This is a genomic window from Streptomyces plumbidurans (assembly GCF_019857225.1).
Taxonomy (GTDB): domain Bacteria; phylum Actinomycetota; class Actinomycetes; order Streptomycetales; family Streptomycetaceae; genus Streptomyces; species Streptomyces plumbidurans.
Genome location: NZ_JAFJSY010000009.1, coordinates 237,545 through 256,745, shown reverse-complemented (window position 1 = coordinate 256,745; position 19,201 = coordinate 237,545). Strand labels below are relative to the sequence as shown.

20 protein-coding genes are annotated in these 19,201 nt (G+C 72.5%); 8 read left to right on the top strand and 12 right to left on the bottom strand.

Features of this window, described 5'->3' with window-relative positions:
- Window positions 1-10: 10 nt before the first annotated feature.
- Window positions 11-787: a phosphate ABC transporter ATP-binding protein PstB gene (pstB, locus tag JYK17_RS08505; RefSeq protein ID WP_108009066.1), complete on the top strand. Its 777-nt coding sequence runs from the start codon at window positions 11-13 to the stop codon at window positions 785-787.
- 133 nt (window positions 788-920) lie between these two features.
- Here the strand turns inward: pstB and JYK17_RS08500 are convergent, their stop codons facing one another.
- On the bottom strand, window positions 921-1,919 hold the full coding sequence (locus tag JYK17_RS08500; protein ID WP_108009064.1) for an inorganic phosphate transporter: 999 nt from the start codon (window positions 1,917-1,919) through the stop codon (window positions 921-923).
- Between the two features lie 7 nt (window positions 1,920-1,926).
- Entirely contained in the window at window positions 1,927-2,547 is a 621-nt protein-coding gene (locus JYK17_RS08495) for a DUF47 domain-containing protein (RefSeq protein WP_108009062.1), read from the bottom strand.
- Window positions 2,548-2,771: 224 nt separating this feature from the next.
- On the opposite strand from JYK17_RS08495, the gene JYK17_RS08490 reads away from it, so the two are divergent.
- Complete coding sequence (locus tag JYK17_RS08490) at window positions 2,772-3,110, top strand: metal-sensitive transcriptional regulator (protein WP_016436831.1); 339 nt, start codon at window positions 2,772-2,774, stop codon at window positions 3,108-3,110.
- A gap of 50 nt (window positions 3,111-3,160) precedes the next feature.
- Here the strand turns inward: JYK17_RS08490 and JYK17_RS08485 are convergent, their stop codons facing one another.
- The 8 genes from JYK17_RS08485 to JYK17_RS08450 all read right to left on the bottom strand — a co-directional run bounded on the left by JYK17_RS08485 (window position 3,161) and on the right by JYK17_RS08450 (window position 11,847).
- Window positions 3,161-3,343 (bottom strand): hypothetical protein, encoded by a 183-nt coding sequence (locus tag JYK17_RS08485; RefSeq protein WP_108009060.1) that lies wholly within the window; start codon window positions 3,341-3,343, stop codon window positions 3,161-3,163.
- A gap of 112 nt (window positions 3,344-3,455) precedes the next feature.
- Window positions 3,456-4,283, bottom strand: coding sequence for an SCO4651 family lipoprotein (locus JYK17_RS08480; RefSeq protein WP_222810122.1), 828 nt, complete (start codon window positions 4,281-4,283; stop codon window positions 3,456-3,458).
- Window positions 4,284-4,552: 269 nt separating this feature from the next.
- Window positions 4,553-4,996: an NUDIX hydrolase gene (locus JYK17_RS08475; RefSeq protein WP_108009052.1), complete on the bottom strand. Its 444-nt coding sequence runs from the start codon at window positions 4,994-4,996 to the stop codon at window positions 4,553-4,555.
- Between the two features lie 34 nt (window positions 4,997-5,030).
- Window positions 5,031-6,164: a CHAD domain-containing protein gene (locus JYK17_RS08470; protein WP_128802304.1), complete on the bottom strand. Its 1,134-nt coding sequence runs from the start codon at window positions 6,162-6,164 to the stop codon at window positions 5,031-5,033.
- The gene (locus JYK17_RS08465; protein ID WP_222810121.1) at window positions 6,145-8,577 is read right to left on the bottom strand and encodes an RNA degradosome polyphosphate kinase; all 2,433 of its coding nucleotides are present in this window, start codon (window positions 8,575-8,577) and stop codon (window positions 6,145-6,147) included. The genes JYK17_RS08470 and JYK17_RS08465 overlap by 20 nt, the downstream gene beginning before the upstream one ends.
- Before the next feature lie 992 nt (window positions 8,578-9,569).
- Window positions 9,570-10,526 (bottom strand): ABC-2 membrane transporter-related protein, encoded by a 957-nt coding sequence (locus JYK17_RS08460; RefSeq protein WP_222810120.1) that lies wholly within the window; start codon window positions 10,524-10,526, stop codon window positions 9,570-9,572.
- Window positions 10,523-11,443, bottom strand: coding sequence for an ABC transporter ATP-binding protein (locus JYK17_RS08455; protein ID WP_222810119.1), 921 nt, complete (start codon window positions 11,441-11,443; stop codon window positions 10,523-10,525). The genes JYK17_RS08460 and JYK17_RS08455 overlap by 4 nt, the downstream gene beginning before the upstream one ends.
- The gene (locus tag JYK17_RS08450) at window positions 11,440-11,847 is read right to left on the bottom strand and encodes a GntR family transcriptional regulator (protein ID WP_108009042.1); all 408 of its coding nucleotides are present in this window, start codon (window positions 11,845-11,847) and stop codon (window positions 11,440-11,442) included. Before JYK17_RS08450 ends, JYK17_RS08455 begins: the two co-directional genes overlap by 4 nt.
- 112 nt (window positions 11,848-11,959) lie before the next feature.
- Here JYK17_RS08450 and JYK17_RS08445 point away from each other — a divergent pair, with 112 nt between their 5' ends.
- The 5 genes from JYK17_RS08445 to JYK17_RS08425 are packed head-to-tail and all read left to right on the top strand — an operon-like array spanning window position 11,960 to window position 16,440.
- Window positions 11,960-12,502 (top strand): RNA polymerase sigma factor, encoded by a 543-nt coding sequence (locus tag JYK17_RS08445; protein ID WP_108009039.1) that lies wholly within the window; start codon window positions 11,960-11,962, stop codon window positions 12,500-12,502.
- Window positions 12,499-13,338, top strand: a complete 840-nt coding sequence (locus JYK17_RS08440) for a cupin domain-containing protein (RefSeq protein ID WP_108009037.1) — start codon at window positions 12,499-12,501, stop codon at window positions 13,336-13,338. Before JYK17_RS08445 ends, JYK17_RS08440 begins: the two co-directional genes overlap by 4 nt.
- Complete coding sequence (locus tag JYK17_RS08435) at window positions 13,335-14,195, top strand: ABC transporter ATP-binding protein (RefSeq protein WP_108009035.1); 861 nt, start codon at window positions 13,335-13,337, stop codon at window positions 14,193-14,195. The genes JYK17_RS08440 and JYK17_RS08435 overlap by 4 nt, the downstream gene beginning before the upstream one ends.
- Window positions 14,192-15,718, top strand: coding sequence for an ABC transporter permease (locus tag JYK17_RS08430; RefSeq protein ID WP_108009033.1), 1,527 nt, complete (start codon window positions 14,192-14,194; stop codon window positions 15,716-15,718). Before JYK17_RS08435 ends, JYK17_RS08430 begins: the two co-directional genes overlap by 4 nt.
- Before the next feature lie 26 nt (window positions 15,719-15,744).
- The gene (locus JYK17_RS08425; RefSeq protein WP_108009195.1) at window positions 15,745-16,440 is read left to right on the top strand and encodes an ABC transporter; all 696 of its coding nucleotides are present in this window, start codon (window positions 15,745-15,747) and stop codon (window positions 16,438-16,440) included.
- Here JYK17_RS08425 and mshD read toward each other — a convergent pair.
- Window positions 16,400-17,326, bottom strand: coding sequence for a mycothiol synthase (mshD, locus tag JYK17_RS08420; RefSeq protein WP_108009031.1), 927 nt, complete (start codon window positions 17,324-17,326; stop codon window positions 16,400-16,402). The two genes, JYK17_RS08425 and mshD, sit on opposite strands and share 41 nt — an antisense overlap.
- Before the next feature lie 165 nt (window positions 17,327-17,491).
- Between mshD and JYK17_RS08415 the strand changes: the two genes are divergently transcribed.
- Window positions 17,492-18,658 (top strand): LmeA family phospholipid-binding protein, encoded by a 1,167-nt coding sequence (locus JYK17_RS08415; RefSeq protein ID WP_108009029.1) that lies wholly within the window; start codon window positions 17,492-17,494, stop codon window positions 18,656-18,658.
- A gap of 76 nt (window positions 18,659-18,734) precedes the next feature.
- Here JYK17_RS08415 and JYK17_RS08410 read toward each other — a convergent pair whose 3' ends face one another.
- Window positions 18,735-19,085 (bottom strand): peptidoglycan-binding domain-containing protein, encoded by a 351-nt coding sequence (locus JYK17_RS08410; RefSeq protein ID WP_164932195.1) that lies wholly within the window; start codon window positions 19,083-19,085, stop codon window positions 18,735-18,737.
- Between the last annotated feature and the right edge of the window lie 116 nt (window positions 19,086-19,201).

Genomic DNA, 19,201 nt, shown 5'->3' with positions numbered 1-19,201 from the left:
TGAAGTAGTCATGGCCAAGCGAATCGACGTCAGCGGACTGACCGCCTACTACAGCTCCCACAAGGCGATCGAGGACATCTCGATGACCGTGGAGCCCCGCACGGTGACGGCCTTCATCGGCCCCTCCGGCTGCGGCAAGTCGACGTTCCTGCGCACCCTCAACCGCATGCACGAGGTCACCCCGGGCGGCCGGGTCGAGGGCAAGGTGCTGCTGGACGACGAGGACCTGTACGGCGCCGGGATCGACCCGGTGTCGGTGCGCCGCGAGATCGGCATGGTGTTCCAGCGCCCGAACCCGTTCCCCACCATGTCGATCTTCGACAACGTGGCGGCGGGGCTGCGCCTGAACGGCAGCTACAAGAAGAGCGAGCTCGCCGACGTCGTGGAGAAGTCCCTCAAGGGCGCGAACCTGTGGAACGAGGTCAAGGACCGCCTGAACAAGCCGGGCTCCGGTCTCTCGGGTGGTCAGCAGCAGCGGCTGTGCATCGCCCGCGCGATCGCGGTCGAGCCGAAGGTGCTGCTCATGGACGAGCCCTGCTCCGCCCTCGACCCGATCTCCACCCTCGCCATCGAGGACCTGATCGGTGAGCTGAAGGAGCGCTTCACGATCGTCATCGTGACGCACAACATGCAGCAGGCCGCGCGCGTCTCGGACCGTACGGCGTTCTTCAACCTGGCGGCCGTCGGCCAGCCCGGCAAGCTGATCGAGATCGACGACACGGAGCGGATCTTCTCCAACCCGTCGGTCCAGGCGACGGAGGACTACATCTCCGGGCGCTTCGGCTAGACCGCGCCGGTACGAACGCCTCGCGGTGCTGCATGGCGGTGCCACCGCGGGGACGAGAGGGGCCCGCCCCTGGCTCCCGGGGGCGGGCCCGTCGTCGTCTTTTCTCGGGTCCCGGACGGGCCGGGCTGCCGCGCTACAGGAACGCCAGGTCCACGATCGCGTACGACGCCGCCGCGACCAGGGCCGCCGCCGGCATGGTGATGAACCAGCCCATGACGATGTTCTTGGCGACGCCCCAGCGGACCGCGTTGACGCGCTTGGTGGCGCCGACGCCCATGATGGCGGAGGTGATGACGTGCGTCGTCGAGATCGGGGCCTTGAAGATGAAGGCCGTGGTGAACATGATCGACGCGCCGGTCGTCTCCGCGGCGAAGCCCTGCGGCGGGTCCAGCTCGATGATCTTGCGGCCCAGGGTGCGCATGATGCGCCAGCCGCCGGCGTAGGTGCCCAGGGACAGCATGATCGCGCAGACCAGCTTGACCCAGACCGGGATCGGGTCGCCGTAGGTCTCGTGGCCGGAGATCACCAGGGCCATCACCACGACACCCATCGTCTTCTGCGCGTCCTGCAGACCATGACCGAGCGCCATGCCCGCGGCCGAGACCGTCTGGGCGATACGGAAGCCGCGCTTGGCCTTGTGCGGGTTGGACCGGCGGAAGAGCCACATGATCGCCGTCATGACCAGATAGCCGACGACCAGGCCGACGATGGGCGAGATGAACATCGGGACGACGACCTTGTCGATCACCCCGTGCCAGATGACGTCCGTGCCGCCCGCCAGCGCCGCGCCCACCATGCCGCCGAACAGGGCGTGCGAGGACGAGGAGGGCAGGCCGAAGTACCAGGTGACCAGGTTCCAGACGATCGCGCCGACCAGGGCCGCGAAGAGGATGCCCATCCCCTTGGAGCCCTGCGGTGTATCGATCAGGCCCTCGCTGACGGTCTTGGCGACCCCGGAGCCCAGGAAGGCACCCGCGAGGTTCATCACGGCGGCCATCGCGAGCGCGGCCCGCGGGGTCAGCGCCCGGGTCGACACGGACGTCGCGATCGCGTTCGCGGAGTCGTGGAAGCCGTTGGTGTACGTGAAGAAGAGCGCGACCGCGACGGTCACGATCAGGGCGAAGGTGTCCATCGACGCCTCAGGACTCCTTGACGGCGATGGTCTCCACCGTGTTCGCCACGTGCTCGAAAGCGTCCGCGGCCTCTTCCAGCACATCCACGATCTGCTTGAGCTTGAGCACCTCGATGGCCTCGTACTTGCCGTTGAAGAGGTGTGCAAGAAGCTTTCTGTGGATCTGGTCGGCCTGGTTCTCGAGGCGGTTGACCTCGATCCAGTACTCGGTGAGGTTGTCCATGGTGCGCAGGTTCGGCATGGCCTCGGCGGTCAGCTCGGCCGCCCGCGCCAGCACCTCGATCTGCTGCTCGACGCCCTTGGGCAGCTCCTCGACGTTGTAGAGGACGACCAGGTCGACGGCCTCCTCCATGAAGTCCATGATGTCGTCGAGGGACGAGGCGAGGTTGTAGATGTCCTCGCGGTCGAACGGCGTGATGAAGGAGGAGTTCAGCTGGTGGAAGATCGCGTGCGTGGCGTCGTCACCTGCGTGTTCCGCGGCCCGCATACGCTCTGCGATCTCGGCCCGGGCAGGTGTGTCCGCCCCGAGCAGTTCCATCAGGAGCTTCGAGCCCGTGACGATGTTGTCCGCGGACGCGGCGAACATGTCGTAGAAGCTCGTCTCCCTGGGGGTCAGACGAAAGCGCACGTGGGGTCCTCTAGGTGCTTCGGTTTCGGTCAGGCTGATGCTAGGCGCATCATCCGGCCACGGCTAATGGGCCGTCCCCCAGTGTCGCCCATCGGGCAGAGTGCTCGGCACGGGGGCGGTACGAGGCTTCGGTCGCGGCGTCGGCCAAGGGCCCTATACCCAGCAAAGTTCGATACCATATACCCACCTGGGGTATATGTCCGCACGTCTTGTGGGAGGACGCGATGACGACCACCGAGGCCGGCGCGACGGCGCCCTCCGACAACAGCACACAGAACGTGACACACGGGTACCACAAGCAGAAGGACGAGCATCTCAAGCGGCTGCGCCGCATCGAGGGCCAGATCCGCGGGCTGCAGCGGATGGTCGACGAGGACATCTACTGCATCGACATACTCACCCAGGTGTCCGCCTCCACCAAGGCCCTGCAGTCCTTCGCGCTGCAGCTCCTGGAGGAGCACCTGCGGCACTGCGTCGCCGACGCGGCCGTCAAGGGCGGCGAGGAGATCGACGCGAAGGTCGAGGAGGCCACGAAGGCGATCGGCCGGCTGCTGCGGACCTGAACCGAGGCGCGGCGGGCAGCGGCCCGGCCGCGCCCTCCGCGCCGCCGGGGTCAGGCGTCCGCGCCCCCCGCGCGGGCCCGTTCCTCGGCCACTTTCAGCACCTCGTCGATGCTCTCCAGGCTGAGCCGCTCCTCCGCGGCCGAGGCCGCGATGATCAGTTCTCCGCACAGCTCGATCTCGGCGAGAGCCACGTGGTCCTGAACTGCCGTACCGCCGACCGGAGCCACGTGCATCACCTCATCTCTGCCGTTACCGACTTCCTAGAGTAGGGAGCGGCCTACGCACCGCGCATGGCACGGACGGGCTAGTTCTTGACGCCCGTCGGTCCCCCGCGGGGACGGTCCCCTACTCGGCGATCTTGCCTGCGTAGATGTCCTCGGACGCCGGCAACCTTACGTCGACCCGGGTGCCGAAGCCGTACAGCAGGGTCGTCGAGGCGACCGCGACGGTGCCCTTCTCCCGGTCGTTGACGAAGCTGAACCGGTTCCTGATCTTGCGGATCCGGCCCTGGTCGTCGAGGTAGACGTCGAACGGCACCTCGTCCTTGGCGAACCCTTTCGCCGCCGCGGCCAGCGGTTCCCGCACGTCCTTCGAGGCCGCCCCGGCCGCCGCCGAGAGATCCGCGGTGCCGCGGTAGTGCCGCACCTCGACGCCCGCGAGCCGGGCCCGGCCCAGATAGCTCGCGGTGCGCGTGCCGAGCAGCAGCTCCGCCGCGGTGTACGGGTCGGTGGCGCCGCCGGTCACCAGGTTGCCGTCGGAGAGGGTGGCCGTGTCGACCCGAACCCATTTGTCGGCGGGCACTCCGGCGCCCCGGTTCTTCATGAACAGGGCGCCGGGCGCGAGGAGTTCGGTGATCGGGCGGTGCTCGGGGGCGCCGGTCGGGGTCTGCGGGAGCTGCACCCGCAGCCGGCCGATCCGTCTGCGGTAGTCGTAGTCGCCCTGGCCGCGGATGGTGACGCGGGTGCCGCCCGCGGCCATCTCCATCGACGTGCTGGCCTTCGAGGTGCCCGCGTCCACCAGGGCGGCCGCGGCGCGGTGCAGGGTCCCGACGGGATCGGAGGCGCGGGCGTCCTCGGCGGCGGACCCGGTGCCGGAGCAGCCGCCGGTGCCCATGCAGACGCAGACCATCACTCCTGCCGCGACGGTCCTGCGCCTGTGCTGCCCTTGAGCCATCGCTGCCCCCAGCCGGTCCGTCCGTCGCGGGTCCCCTTCGGTTCGCTTAACGACGGGTGGAGGGGGCCGTCACGCGCAGAGCCTGCCTTTACCCGGGGCTGGGTAACGTTGTCGGTGTGGCGCAGCAGGAGCATCGCACGACGACCGTCGAACAGGGTCCGTTCTGTATCGCACGATGCAGCTGCGGCTGGCGCGGTCCGGCGCGCAGAGCCCGCAGCCAGGCCAGGACGGACGCCGCGGGGCACGCGTCGACGGCGGACTGAACGGCTTCAGCCGACTCCGGCCGAGGGCTGGGGCGGGGTCCGCAGCGGCAGCAGCTCGTCGATCAGGGTGCGGTCGCGGAACTGGGTCAGCCGGCTGCGGGCCGCGGCCGGGGAGAGCCACAGGATGCGGTCCACCTCGTCGTTCGGCGTGAAGCGGCCCTCGCGCGCCTCGGCCGCCCAGTAACGCACCTGCTTGGGGCGGCCGTTGACCATGTAGCGCACGGTCGGCAGCTCGACTCCGGGGGCGGCGGCGTACCCCGTCTCCTCCTCGACCTCGCGCAGCGCGGCGGCGAGGGGGTCCTCGTCGCGCTTGAGCTTGCCCTTGGGGTGGGACCAGTCGTCGTACTTCGGCCGGTGGACCAGGCAGACCTCCAGCGCGCCGTCGACCGGGGAGTGGCGCCACAGGACGCAGCCGGCGGCCTGGATGAGGGTGTCGTCGGTGTGGGTCACCGGCTCACCGCCTCCTTCGGCAGGGTTCACATCGTCAGGACGTGCGCACCGTCTGCTTCTGCCAGCACTGCTGGAAGGCGAAGCGGGCGGCCTCCACTTCGTGCCGCTGGTCGGCGTGGAGCACCCCGAGCGCGTACGCGGTGGCCGGGGCGATACGGGGGGTGCGGGCCGAGGCGGCGGCTGCCGCCGCTGCCTCCGAGGCGTCGCGGTGGCGGTCGAGGGCCTGGCCCGCGGTCAGCAGGCGTACGTCGACCGGGCCGCCCGGGCCGCCGGTGCCGTGCAGCGCCTCGCGGGCGTAGCGGTGCAGGCGCAGCAGCAGCCGGACCTGGTGCCAGGGGGCGTCCTGCGGGTGCGGGGCAGGGTCCGGGGAGAGGCCGTGGACGAGGGCCTCGGCGTTGTACGGGCTGCCCGCGGTGACCAGGGGCAGTGCGGCCACGGCGTCGGTGAGCCGTTCCTCGGCCGCGGCGGCCAGCGGGCGCAGGTCGGTGGTGGGGGCGGCGCCGGTGAGCGGGACCTCGCTGGCCAGGACGGCGACCTTGTCGGCGACGGCGTGGAAGCGGCTCGAACCGAGGGCCTGCAGGGCGGTGCTGTGGGCGCGGGTCCGGGCGAGCGTGAGCTGACGCTCCAGCAGGGCGCCCGCCTTGGCCGCGCCGACGGTCAGATTGCCGCGGTCCGCCGCGGCCGCGTCGGAGGGTCCGGAGGCGCCGTGGGCCGTGTGCAGCGCGGCGGCGTCCAGTACGGAGGCGCGACCGCTCCCGACGGTGGCCGGTGGTGCGGAGGCGGCGGCCGTCTGGGCGGGGAGTCCCGAGGCGCCCGACAGCCGGTGCAGCGCCAGCAGCAGCCGCTCGAGCCGGGCCTCGTAGGCGTGCTCCATCGTCAACGTCCCCGACAGCCAGGCCAGTTCGGGGCGCAGGGCCTCCGACCAGTCCGTCTCCAGCAGGGGACGGAATGTGTGCAGGCTGCCGCTGATGCGGCGGACCGAGCGGCGCAGGGCGCGCGCCGCGTCGACGGAACCCTCCGTGCCGCCCTGGGCGGTGGCGCCGGTTTCCCGGTGCTGCCGCAGGGCGCGCAGGAACTCCGTGGCCTGGGCCCGGAGGTAACCCGCGAGGGCCTCCCCGGTCACGGGCGTGGCCGTGGGGTCCGTCGGGTCAAGGTGTTGCTGTGCCACGCCGGCGCCTCCGGGCGTCTATGAGCATCTCCTGGACATTCCGCAGGGGTTGGCCGTCCGCGTCCGTGGCGTGCCGGACCCAGTCGCCGTCCGGACCGAGGTGCCAGGAGGAGGTGGTGTCGGACATGCCCGTCTCCAGCAGCCGGTTCAGGGCTGCGCGGTGGGCCGGGTCGGTGACCCTGACCAGGGCCTCGATCCGTCGGTCGAGGTTGCGGTGCATCATGTCGGCGCTGCCGATCCACACCTCGGGCTCGCCGCCGTTGCCGAAGGCGAAGACCCGGGAGTGTTCGAGGAAGCGGCCGAGGATCGAGCGGACCCGGATGTTCTCCGACAGGCCCGCGACGCCCGGGCGGATCGCGCAGATCCCGCGCACCCAGATGTCGACCGGGACGCCCGCCTGCGAGGCCCGGTACAGCGAGTCGATGACGGCCTCGTCGACCATCGAGTTGACCTTGATACGGATGAAGGCCGGGCGGCCCGCGCGGTGGTGCTGGGCCTCCTTGTTGATGCGTGAGATCAGGCCGTCGCGCAGGGACTTGGGGGCGACCAGGAGACGGCGGTAGGTCTCGCGGCGGGAGTATCCGGACAGCCGGTTGAAGAGGTCGGAGAGGTCGGCGCCGACCTGCGGGTCCGCCGTCAGCAGGCCCAGGTCCTCGTAGAGGCGGGCCGTCTTCGGGTGGTAGTTGCCGGTGCCGACGTGGCTGTAGCGCCGTAGTGTGTCGCCCTCCTGACGCACCACCAGGGACAGCTTGCAGTGCGTCTTGAGGCCGACCAGGCCGTAGACGACGTGGCAGCCGGCCTCCTCCAGCTTGCGCGCCCACTTGATGTTGGCGTGCTCGTCGAAGCGGGCCTTGATCTCGACCAGCACGAGGACCTGCTTGCCGGCCTCGGCGGCGTCGATGAGCGCGTCGACTATCGGGGAGTCGCCCGAAGTGCGGTACAGGGTCTGCTTGATGGCGAGGACGTCCGGGTCGTTGGCCGCCTGCTCCAGGAACGCCTGCACGGAGGTGGAGAAGGAGTCGTAGGGGTGGTGCAGCAGGACGTCCCGGCTGCGCAGCGCGGCGAAGATGTCGGGCGCGGACGCCGACTCGACCTCGGCCAGGTCGCGGTGGACGCCGGCGATGAACTTCTTGTACTTGAGTTCCGGGCGGTCCAGGGAGGCGATTCGGAAGAGGCCGGTGAGGTCCAGGGGGCCGGGCAGCGGGTAGACCTCGGCCTCGCTGACCTTCAGCTCGCGCACCAGCAGGTCCAGCACCTCGCGGTCGATGGACTCCTCGACCTCCAGGCGCACCGGCGGCCCGAAGCGGCGCCGCATCAGCTCCTTCTCCAGGGCCTGCAGCAGGTTCTCGGCGTCGTCCTCCTCGACCTCCAGGTCCTCGTTGCGGGTGAGCCGGAAGGCGTGGTGCTCCAGGACCTCCATGCCCGGGAACAGCTCCTCCAGGTGGGCGGCGATGACGTCCTCGACGGGGACGTAGCGGCCCGGGGAGCTCTCCAGGAAGCGCGACAGCAGCGGCGGCACCTTCACCCGCGCGAAGTGGCGGTGGCCGGTGACGGGGTTGCGTACGACGACCGCGAGGTTGAGCGAGAGACCCGAGATGTACGGGAAGGGGTGCGCGGGGTCGACGGCCAGCGGGGTCAGCACCGGGAAGATGCGGTGCCGGAAGAGGGTGAACAGGCTGGCCTGTTCCTTCTCCGTCAGCTCGCCCCAGCGGACCAGGTGGATGCCCTCCTCCGCGAGGGCGGGGGCGACGTCCTCGTGGTAGCAGGCGGCGTGCCGCGCCATGATCTCGCGCGAGCGGGCCCAGATCATCTCCAGCACCTCGCGCGGCTGCAGGCCGGACGCGGAGCGGGTGGCCACGCCGGTGGCTATGCGGCGCTTGAGTCCTGCCACCCGGACCATGAAGAACTCGTCCAGGTTGCTGGCGAAGATCGCGAGGAAGTTGGCCCGTTCCAGCAGGGGCGTGTTCGGGTCCTCGGCGAGCTCCAGGACCCGCTCGTTGAACGCGAGCCAGCTGCGCTCCCGGTCCAGGAAACGGCCCTGCGGCAGCTGGGGCCCGTCGTACGGCGACTCCTCGTACGCGTCGAGGTCCGCGTCGAGGTCGGGTTCCAGGTCGGACACCGCGGCGGCCACCGTGTGCGGGCGGTGCGCGGCGATGGAGCCGACGGAGGGCTGCGCGTTCGCGTCACTGCCGCGGCCCACGGGACCGCCACCGAGGGCGGTGGCGGGAGACGGGTGTGCCTGTGCCTGGGCTACTTGCTGACTCATGAACCCATTCTTCCGCGCCGACGGCGATACGGGCGCGTCGGAAACCCCGGAAGGCAGCGCATTCACGGGGCGAGCGGCGCTGAGGGCGTCCCCGTTCCCCGCGGTCCCCTCGGGGGGCGGCAAAGGCTTCGGCACGGAGGGCGTCATTGGCCGAGCGTCGCAAGTCCGTCTGAACCGTTGGTTACGGCGACATGGCGTGCGGGATATCTGGGGGCGGCTCCCGGGGGGTTCGCGTGCGCGGCTTTGGGGGGTGCGGGCGTCTTTGCCCTGCGCGGAAGGGTTGGGGAGGGGGGTGCGGGGGTTTGGATGTGTCGCGGGGTGTGGGGGCGTAGCGGGGGTGGGGGCGGCGGATGTTGCGGGAGCGGGAGTGGGCGGAGGGTCCCGGTGGTGGGCGGGGCGTCGTCGAATCGCGCGGCGTGGGGCGAGGACGTGCGGGTCGGGACGGGGTGGCTTCGGGAGTGCGGGCGTCTTTGCCCTGCGCGGAAGGGTTGGGGAGGGGGTGCGGGGGTTTGGATGTGTCGCGGGGTGTGGGGGCGTAGCGGGGGTGGGGGCGGCGGATGTTGCGGGAGCGGGAGTGGGCGGAGGGTCCCGGTGGTGGGCGGGGCGTCGTCGAATCGCGCGGCGTGGGGCGAGGACGTGCGGGTCGGGACGGGGTGGCTTCGGGAGTGCGGGCGTCCCTCTCCCGCGCGGAAGGGTCGGGGAGGGGGGTGCGGGGATTGGGTGTGGCACGGGGTGTGGCGGCGCACCGGGGGTGGTGGTGGCGGATGTCGCGGGGGCGGGAGTGGGCGGAGGGTCCCGGTGGTGGGCGGGGCGCCGTCGAGTCGCGTGGCGTGGGGCGAGGACGTGCGGGTCGGGACGGGGTGGCTTCGGGAGTGCGGGCGTCCCTCTCCCGCGCGGAAGGGTCGGGGAGGGGGGTGCGGGGATTGGGTGTGGCACGGGGTGTGGCGGCGCACCGGGGGTGGTGGTGGCGGATGTCGCGGGGGCGGGAGTGGGCGGAGGGTCCCGGTGGTGGGCGGGGCGCCGTCGAGTCGCGTGGCGTGGGGCGAGGACGTGCGGGTCGGGGCGGGGCGGCTTCGGGAGTACGGGCGTCCCTCCCCTGCGCGGAAGGCCGGGGAGGGACGGGGGCGGAACCGGGTGGGTCAGGCGGCGCGGTGGCGTACCACCGTGAAGGCGGCGGTGATGGTGAGTGCGGTCAGGGTCAGTAGGACGCCGGTTTCCAGGAGCTGGCGGGGCCAGTAGTCGGGGGAGGGGAGGTACTCGCGGGCGAAGCGGGCGATGTGGTGACTGGCCAGGCAGCCGCGGTCGAGGTAGCAGTCCGGGTCCGGGACCTTGGCGCCGGTGGTGTCGATCGCCCAGCTGTTGGAGGTCGGGACCGGCTGTGTGTAGCGGCCCTGGAAGGGCCAGTGGTTGCCGCGGAACGCGTAGACGAGGAAGTACACGAACCCGCTGAGGGCGAGCGCGGGCAGCGTGCGGCGCACCGTGAGGCCGATGAGCGCGCCCAGGGCCAGGCCCAGCAGGGGTGCGGCGACCGTGGCCGGGCCGAGGGAGAAGTACAGGGCGCGGGGGGTGATGCCGGCCACCAGCAGATTGCTGTGGGCGCTCCACAGGTGGTGGTAGAGCGCGGCCAGCAGGCCGTTGCCGAGGACCAGGAAGCAGGCGGGTACGGCGAGTTTGGCGGCGAGCCAGCGGGCGGGGGAGACGGACTGCGTCCAGGCGAGCTGTGCGGTGCCGTTCTCCAGTTCGCGGCCGATGAGCGGCCCGGCCGCGAACAGCGCCACGGCGAAGCCGCCGAGCGTGATCAGGTTGTCGGGGTCGTAGAAGAGGTCGTTGTAGGCGCCCGAGGTGAAGGAGAAGAGCGTCGCCGAGGACGAGGCCGCCTCGAGGACCCCGGCGTAGCCGTACGTCTCCAGCTGGTGCTGGGCGTCGTGGGCGGCGGGACCGGTCAGCCACAGCAGGAAGCCGGCGGTGGCGACGACGAAGGCGAGCCAGACCCACAGGGCGGTCCGGTGCAGGCGCAGCACCGACCAGACCAGGCCGTGGGGGCGGGTGGCCGTACGGCGGGACGGGGCGGGGGCGGTGAGGGTGGTGGTGCTCATGCCCGTACCTCCAGGGGTGCCGCGGTGGTGGCCGGCGTGAGCAGGGCCGGGGCGTCGGGGGAGCGCAGATGGGCGAGCAGGAGTTCCTCCAGGGACGGTTCCTCGGTCTGCCAGGCGGGGTCGACCGGGCCTTCGCGGCGGATCAGCGCGGTCAGGCCGCGGCCCGCCGTGCGGGACTCGACGACCGTGTGCGGGGCGAGGTCGGCGGCGGTGCCACGGCCGGTGACCAGGGTGTGCGCGGCGAGCAGGTCGTCGATGCCGCCGCCGAGCCGTATCCGGCCGCCGCCCAGGAGCAGCAGGTGGTCGCAGACGTCGGCGAGCTCGCTGACGATGTGCGAGGACATCAGGACGGTGGTGCCGCGCTCGGCGGCGTCCGCCATCAGCGTGCCCATGAGTTCGTGGCGGGCGAGCGGGTCGAGGTCGGCCATCGGCTCGTCGAGCAGCATCAGGTCGGGCCGCTTGCCGAGCGCGAGGGCGAGGGCGACGCGGGTGCGCTGGCCGCCGGAGAGCCCGCGGATCCTCTGCCCGGGCCGCAGCGCGCCCTCCTCGACGATGCGGGCCGCGTACGCCGCGTCCCAGCGGGCCGGGTTCAGCTCGGCGCCCATGCGCAGGGTGTCCGCGATGGTCAGCTGCGGGTAGAGCGGCTTGTTCTGGCCGAGGTAGGCCACGCGGTCGCGGAGGGCGCCCGGTGCCGCGCCGAGCACGGTGAGGGTGCCCGCGGTGGGCTGCAGCAGCCCGGCGGCCAGGGCCAGCAGGGTCGACTTGCCCGCGCCGTTGGGGCCGACCAGTGCGCTGATGCGGCCCGCGGGCAGCCGGAAGGAGCAGTCCTCCAGGGCCGGGGCGGCCCTCCTGCCGTACCGCTTGCCGAGCCCGGTCGCCGCCAGGGCGACGGCCGGGGTGGTGCTCGTGGAACTCACTGGTCCCCCTCAGGGAAGAGCTCGTCGGATGTCGGGAAGTGCTGGTCGAGGACGGAGCCGAACAGGGCGTCGACGTCCTCGCGGTCGAGTCCGGCCGCCCGCGCGCGCCGCGCCCACGACTCCAGTTCGGCCCGCAGGGGCGAGTCGGCGGGCTGCGCGCCGAGGGTTCTGCGCACGAAGGTGCCCAGGCCCCGGCGGGCCTCGACCAGGCCCTCGCGCTCCAGTTCGCGGTAGGCCTTCAGGACCGTGTTGGGGTTGATGGCGGTGGCCTCGACCACCTCGCGTGCGGTGGGCAGCCGGTCTCCCGGTTCCAGCAGGCCCAGCCGGAGGGCCTGCTTGGTCTGCTGGACGATCTGGACGTAGGTGGCGACGCCGGAGCGCCGGTCGATGCGGTACTCGACCACTCGTACAACCACCCTTTCACTAATTGAGTAGTGAAAGGGTGGTGGCAGGGGTGCGGCAAAGTCAAGCGGCGATCCTGTGAACCGGATCGGCCCGGCCGAGCGATGAGGTGATGTGAGCGAAACGAGAAGCGACGGGGAGCTGCTGCGCGCCGTCGCGGCGGACGCCGACCGCGGCGCCTTCGAGGAGCTGTACCGGCGCTACGCCCCCTGGCTGACCGCCCGGCTGCGCGGCCGCTGCGCCGACCCCGGGGTGGTCGACGACGTCGTACAGGAGACCTTCCTCGCGATCTGGCGGGGCAAGGCCCGCTACCACCAGGACATCGACGTGGCCGGGTGGCTGTGGCGGATCGGGTCGCGGCGGCTGATCGACGCGCTGCGCGGCGACGGGGCACGCGGGCGGCTGCGGCAGGCGCTGGCCCGGCTGCGCCACCGGGACGAGGCGTCCGCGGAGGAACGCGTGCTCGCGGGGGTGGAGCACGGAGACCTCGCGGGCGCCCTCGTCCGGCTCTCACCGGAGCTGCGGGCGGTGTTGCAGGCCACCGTCATCGACGGGCTCACCACCCGTGAGGCGGCCGTGCTGCTCGGGATACCGCCGGGGACGGTCAAGACACGGGCGATGCGGGCCCGTAAGCAACTGCGGGAGGCGCTGGCATGAGCGATCAGGAACGCGATCGGGGCACCTGGCACGTGGCCGCCGAGGACCTCGCCGCCTACGCCCGCGGCCAGCTGGCGCCGCCCGCCCTCTGGTCCGCCGACAGCCATCTGCTCGCCTGCGCCGTGTGCCGCACCCGGCTCGCGGAGGCCGGCGACCCCGTCGGCCTGGAGGCGGGCTGGGCGCGGCTGGACGCCGAACTGGACGCGCCCCGGCCGGGGTTGTTCGAGTCGCTGCTGCTGCGGCTCGGGGTCGCCGACCACACCGCACGGCTGCTCGCGGCCACCTCGGTGCTGCGCCGCTCCTGGCTCGCGGCGGTGGTGTTCCTGCTGGTGACGACCGTCGGGGCGGTGTACTCGTCCGGCTCGCCCACCCTCTTCCTCGCCCTCGCGCCGCTGCTGCCGCTGGCCGGGGTCGCCCTGGCGTACGGGCCCGCCGTCGACCCGACGTACGAAATGGCGGTCGTCTCGCCCGTGCACGGGTTCCGGCTGCTGATGATCCGTACGGTCGCCGTGCTCGTCGCCGGCATCGGCCTCAACGGCCTGGCGACGCTCGCCCTGCCGTCCTACGGGCTGCGCGCCCTGGCCTGGCTGCTGCCCGCCCTCGCCCTCACCGCGACCGGGCTCGCCCTGATCCCGCGGCTCGGGCCGGTGCTCGCGCCCTCGCTGGTCGGCGGGGCCTGGCTCGCGCTACTGCTCGCCGAGGCGGGCGACCACGGCCCGCTCGTGCCGTTCACCGCCGCCGGGCAGGGGGCCGCCGCCGCGCTGGCCGCCCTCGCCATGGGGCTGCTCTACCTCGTACGTGACCGCTTCGACGTCTTCTCCGGGAGTGCCGCATGATCCCCACCGTCTCCGCCTCGGGGCTGAGCCTGCGCTACGGCCGGGCCCAGGCACTCGACGACGTGTCGCTGCGGCTGACACAGGGCGTGACCGGGCTGCTCGGCCCCAACGGGGCAGGAAAAACCACCCTGTTGAGGGTGCTGGCGACGGCCGTGCCCGCCGACCGCGGCGCCTTCACCGTGCTCGGGCACGACCCCGCCGCACCGGCCGGCCGGCAGGAACTGCGGCGCGGGCTCGGCTATCTGCCGCAGACGCCCGGCTTCCACCCCGACTTCACCGCCTTCGAGTTCGTCGACTATGTGGCGATCCTCAAGGAGCTGACCGACCGGACCGCACGCCACCGCGAGGTGCGCCGGGTCCTGGACCAGGTCGACCTCGCCGAGGTGCGCGGCAAGCGCATCAAGAAGCTGTCCGGCGGGATGCGGCAGCGCGTCGCGCTGGCCGCCGCGCTCGTCGGCGACCCGGGCTTTCTGGTGCTGGACGAGCCGACCGTCGGACTCGACCCCGAACAGCGCATGCGCTTCCGGGAGTTGATCGCGCAGGCGGGCGAGGGCCGCACGGTCCTGCTGTCCACCCACCAGACCGAGGACGTGGCGATGCTCTGCCACCGCGTGCTGGTGATGGCGGGCGGCCGCATCCGCTTCGACGGCACCCCGGCCGAACTGACCGCACGCGCCGCCGGACGGGTGTGGAGCAGCACCGAACGGGACCCGGCCGCCAAGGCGGGCTGGCGCACCGGCACCGGTTCCTTCCGCAACGTCGGCAGCCCGCCCGACGGCGCCGACCTGCTCGAACCCACTCTGGAGGACGGCTACCTGCTCACCCTGGACGGCGCGGACGCGGAGGTGGCGGCATGACCGCGGTACTGGACGAGACGCCCGTCGCGACGCACGGTACGGGACGCCGCAGCTCCTGGTCGGCCGCCCTCGCGCTGGCCCTGTTCGAGGCGCGCCGCCTGCTGCTGAGCCTGCCCGTGCTGCTCGCCTTCGCGGTCTACGTCGCCTGGATCGTGTGGCAGACCCCGGACTTCGAGGACGGCTACCCCGCCCTCCAGGACGCCGACCGGGCCGGTCAGAGCACCCTGCTGCTGGTCGGTCTCGCGGTGCTGGTGTGCGTCAACCAGGCCGTGCTGCGCGCCAAGCGGCGGGACACGGAGCGGCACTTCGCCGTTCTGGTGCTGCCGGGGCCGTGGCGCACGGGGGCCCACGCGCTGTCCCTGGTCCCGGTGGTCGTGCTCACCGCCGTCTGTACGCTCGCCCAGTTCGGCTGGTCGGCGCTGCGCTCCGGCGCGGTCGGCAGCGGTTCGCCCGGCGAGCTGCTCGTGGGACCGCTGACGGTGCTGCTGTTCGGCGCGCTGGGCGTGCTGCTCGCCCGGCTGGTGGCGTCACCGATCGCGGCGCCGCTGATCACCGTGGTGCTGATTCTGATGTTCTTCGTCGCCGGAGGGTTCCCCGCGGGCGACGGCGAGCGCGGCCTGCGCTGGCTCACGCCCGTCGTGACCGAGGCGAGTTCGCAGACGCTGCCCGCCTCACTGCTGGACCGGCCCGCCGCCTGGCACGCCCTCTATCTCGCCGGGCTCGCCCTGACCCTGGCGCTGCTCGCGGTGCTGGCGGGAGGCGGCCGCGGCTGGATGCTGACGGCCGCCACGGCGGGCGCGGTGGCGCTCGCCGTCACCGGAGGCGTCCTGCAGTGCGCGCCGGTCGGCGCGGACACCAGGGCGGCGCGCGAACGGGCCTCGGTGTCCCCGGAGAAGCTTCAGACGTGCGTGCGGCACGGGTCCTCCACCTACTGCGCCTTCCCGGACTGGACGGCACGGACGGACAGCTGGGCCGACGTGGTGCACGACGTGCAGTCCTCGGCCGGCGGCACCGCCCGCACCCAGCCCCTCCTCGTACGGCAGCGCATCGACGCCCGCTACGGCCTGACCGCGGACGCGGCCATCGAGCCGTCCTCGACCCCGCACCAGGTGACGGTCGGCACCGCCTGGGGCGGCAACCGCGTCCCCGAGTTCTCGGCCGCCGTCGCCGCCGTGCTGGTCGCGGGCGACGAGAAGGCGGCGGGCTCGTTGTGCGACGGGCGGATGGTCACCGTCATGTGGCTCGCCCTGAACCGGCTGCCCCACCCCATGACCTCACTGCGCAACGTCCGACTCGACGACAGCGTGACCGGCTCCGCGATCGTCCTGTCGCCCACGAACCCGATGTCGATGACCGCGGGCCAGACCGATGTCGTACGCGAGCTGCTCGGCAGGCCGGCCGGTGAGATCACCCCGCGGGTCAGGGCGCACTGGGCGGAGCTGACGGCACCGAAGGTGACGACCGCGCACGTGGCGGAGCTGCTCGGGGTGGCCGCGCCGAAGGCGGCGGACAAGTGCGAGTGAGCGGACAGGTGCGAGTGGGCGGACAGGTGCGAGTGGGCGGACAGGTGCGAGTGGCACGGGAGTTGCTGCTTCCCGCCGGGCGTGCGCTGCCGTGGCGCTCGCCCGCCGCGGGAGCCGGCCTGGGGCTGCTGATCCTCGCCGTGCCCCGGCTCACGGACACCGAGCCCGCCCCCTGGCTCGCCCTCGTCCTGCTGCGCTGCGCGATCCTCGCCCATGCCGTGGGCCTGGCCTTCCTGATGGACGACCCGGCCCGCCACACCACGGCCACGGTGCCGACCCGGCGAGCCCTGCGCACCGCTGTCCGGCTCGCTCTCATCACCCCCGTCACCGCCCTGTGGTGGACGGCCGCGCTGCTGCTCGTCCCCTCGCACATACGACCCCCCACGGGCGACCTCACCCTGGAGGCGGCCGCGGTCTGCGTCCTGGCCCTCGCGGCGGGAGCGGCGGCCGTCCGTCTGACGGACGCCCCCGCGCCGGGAGTGTCGGTGGCGGCGGCGCTCCTCTTCACGGCCGTCGTGGCCCCCCTGCTCCTGCCGGATCAGTGGGCCCTGTTCGTCCCGCCGGGTGACCAGCGGTGGGGGGTAGCCCATGAGCGGTGGGCGGGAGTGCTGGCGGGGGCCGTGGTGCTGTGGGGGATCTGCCTGCCGGAACCCCTGCGGCGTGGGCCGGGGGCGCTGCGGCTCAGGTCTCCGTGCGGTACATCAGATCCGTCTCGTACGTAGCGAACCCCAGCCGCTCGTACACCGACACCGCCGCCTTGTTGTCGCCGTCGACGTACAGCATCGCCGTCGGCAGCCCCTGCGCCTCCAGATGGCGCAGCCCGATCGTCGTCAGGGCCTTGCCCAGGCCGCCGCCCTGGACCCCCGGCCGCACCCCGAGGACGTACACCTCGCCGAGCCGCTCGGTCGCGTGGACCTTCGTCCAGTGGAAGCCGACGAGCTCCCCGTCGCGGAAGGCGAGGAAGAAACCGGCCGGGTCGAACCACGGCTCGGCCTTGCGGTCGTCCAGGTCGCGCTGGGTGAGGGAGCCCTGCTCGGGGTGGTGGGCGAAGGCGGCGGCGTTCACCTCCAGCCAGGCGGCGTCGTCGGTGCCGGGCTCGAAGGCGCGGACGCTCACCCCGGCCGGGAGCACCGGCTCGGGCAGGTTCAGGTCCGTCAACGACCGCCGCATCTGGCGCAGTTCACGAAAGAGCGTGAGGCCCAGCACCTGCGCGAGATGCCGCGCCGCGGCGTGTCCGCCGTGCGCCCAGACCCGCAGCCGCCTGCCGGACGCGGCGAGCAGGGCCGAGCCCAGCGCCCGCCCGTGCCCGTGCCCGCGGTACGAGGGGTGGACGACCAGCTCGGCGGCCGGTGCCTCCACCGGGTCGGTGTCCTCCAGCTGGGCGTAGCCGACCAGCTGTTCGCCGACGGTGAGCAGCAGATGGGAGACGCCCTCGCGGGGCCCGCCGCGCAGCTGCAGCCGCCCCTGTTCGGACACCGCCTGCTGCCCGTCCTCACGGGCGGCGTCGGCGAGCAGGGAGAGCACGGCCTCGGTCTGCTCCGGGGTCAGCTCGGCATGGGTCTCGATGGACCGGATCCGGCCGGGCCGGGCGGTGTCGTCGCTGGTCATGCGTACGAGAGTAAAGGGAGCCGGCCGCAAAGTGGGGGTCACAGGAGGGGCAATGGGGAACCCGGATGCCACCGCCGGGAGCCGGCCGGATCCTGAGGGTGAGGTAGATCGCACCGGTGGGGTAGAGGTTGCGTGTGGGGCCGGTGCGCATGGTCGGATGGTTCGATGCGTACCCCCCACATATCGACGCATCCCGGCTTGACCATCTTTGACACCTTCGACGGTTTTGTCGCCAACGACGGTGCGGACGAAGAGGAGCCCTGGACCCCGCCCAACCACCGCCGCGGTAACCGACGCCGCAAACGCGGCCGCTTCGCGGGACTGCCGCTCGCGCTGAAGGCGGTGGTGGGCGTCTGCGTCCTCACCGCCTTCCTCACCCTCGCCGACCGCTGGGCGCTGCTGTACGCCGAGCACCGCGCGGCGAACGTCCTGGAGCACCGGCTGAAGCTGAACGCGGCGCCCGAGGTCGAGATCGAGGGCTTTCCCTTCCTCACCCAGCTCGCCGACGACCGGCTGGACTCGGTGCGGGTGACCGTGCCGGACGTCGCGGCCGACCGGGTCACCCTGGCCAAGGTCACCGCGACCGCGCACGACGTACGGCTGGACGACCCCGACGGGCCGACCTCCGTGCGGGGCGCGGGAATTCCCCGGCTCGACGGCGACGTACTGCTCTCCTTCGACGACCTGGACCGCGAACTCGGCGCCTCCCAGGTCAGGTTCAGCGGGCGCGGCCACGACCGGGTGCTGGCCCGCGGCACCTTCCCGGTCGCCGGACACGACCTGCGGCTGCGCGCCGACGCCCGGATCGGCCGGGACGGCGAGCACGGCATCGCCACGCAGATCGGCGGAATGCGGCTGGACATCGGCGACCTGGCGACCTACCGGCCCGGCGTCCGCGCCAGCGAAGGGCTGCATCTGACCCGCAGGTCGGCCGCGCGGCTGTCGCACGAGACGCGCAAGGCGAAGGCCCTGTTCTCCGTGCCCGCGGTGATACGGCGGCTCGGCGTGCCCGACCCCGTCGTACGCCAGGCGCTGCGCTCCGACGACAAGCTGGCGCAGGTGACCGGCTCACCGCGCTTCGTCCACCGCGCCATGCGGCTGAACCTGATCGACCTGGCGCTGGAGCACCCCGCCCTGCTCAAGCGCCTCGGCTTCGACCCGGCCCTGCTGGATGCCCTGCCCCGGCTCACCCGCCCCGTCCTCGCCGACCGCCTCTCCCTCGGCTTCCGCCTGCCCGCACCGCACCACGGGGCGCTGCGGGTGCGGGACGTACGGGTGGAGAAGGACGGGATCAGGATGCGGATCGAGGGGGCGGGGCTGGCCGTCGGCTGAGAGCCGGCCCCGCACAGCGGCAAGCGGTCCGCCCTCCTCCCCAGCGGGAGGGCGGACCGCTTGCCTCGCGGGCGGATCAGTAGGTGGTGGGCAGGTACTTGTAGCAGTAGCTCGAGTAGCTGTTGTCCGCCCACAGGTGGCTGCCGGTCTGCGGGCCGACGATCCCGTCCTTGCGGATGTGCTCGGCGGCCTGGTACTTCTTCACGGCCGCCTTGGTCTTCGAGCCGAACTTGCCGTCGGTCGCCACGACCTTCTTGTGGAAGTGCGCGTTGATGCCGGCCTGGACGCACCACACGCCGTGGTGGTTGCCGGAGCCCACGCCGATGTTGCCGACGTGCGTCGACGCCGAGGCCGAGGGGGCGATGGCGAGGCCCGTACCGATGACCGCGGTCGCGGCGACCAGAGCGGCGCGCTTGTGGATCTGCATGGTGGTTCTTCCCTCCGTTTGAGTCGCGGGGCGGCACGGGGTGGACCGTGCCGCCCGGCTTGCCCCACCGACGATGCTGGCCAATTCACCAGTGGGGCCAGTGGGTTCGGCCCGGA

Coding starts and splice junctions, on each gene's coding strand:
- pstB (WP_108009066.1), top strand. CDS start 11: ATGGCCAAGCGAATCGACGTCAGCGGACTGACCGCCTACTACAGCTCC.
- JYK17_RS08485 (WP_108009060.1), bottom strand. CDS start 3,343: ATGCACGTGGCTCCGGTCGGCGGTACGGCAGTTCAGGACCACGTGGCT.
- JYK17_RS08490 (WP_016436831.1), top strand. CDS start 2,772: ATGACGACCACCGAGGCCGGCGCGACGGCGCCCTCCGACAACAGCACA.
- JYK17_RS08430 (WP_108009033.1), top strand. CDS start 14,192: ATGACCGCGGTACTGGACGAGACGCCCGTCGCGACGCACGGTACGGGA.
- JYK17_RS08480 (WP_222810122.1), bottom strand. CDS start 4,283: ATGGCTCAAGGGCAGCACAGGCGCAGGACCGTCGCGGCAGGAGTGATG.
- JYK17_RS08440 (WP_108009037.1), top strand. CDS start 12,499: ATGAGCGATCAGGAACGCGATCGGGGCACCTGGCACGTGGCCGCCGAG.
- JYK17_RS08500 (WP_108009064.1), bottom strand. CDS start 1,919: ATGGACACCTTCGCCCTGATCGTGACCGTCGCGGTCGCGCTCTTCTTC.
- JYK17_RS08415 (WP_108009029.1), top strand. CDS start 17,492: ATGCGTACCCCCCACATATCGACGCATCCCGGCTTGACCATCTTTGAC.
- mshD (WP_108009031.1), bottom strand. CDS start 17,326: ATGACCAGCGACGACACCGCCCGGCCCGGCCGGATCCGGTCCATCGAG.
- JYK17_RS08410 (WP_164932195.1), bottom strand. CDS start 19,085: ATGCAGATCCACAAGCGCGCCGCTCTGGTCGCCGCGACCGCGGTCATC.
- JYK17_RS08460 (WP_222810120.1), bottom strand. CDS start 10,526: ATGAGCACCACCACCCTCACCGCCCCCGCCCCGTCCCGCCGTACGGCC.
- JYK17_RS08435 (WP_108009035.1), top strand. CDS start 13,335: ATGATCCCCACCGTCTCCGCCTCGGGGCTGAGCCTGCGCTACGGCCGG.
- JYK17_RS08465 (WP_222810121.1), bottom strand. CDS start 8,577: ATGACGCCCTCCGTGCCGAAGCCTTTGCCGCCCCCCGAGGGGACCGCG.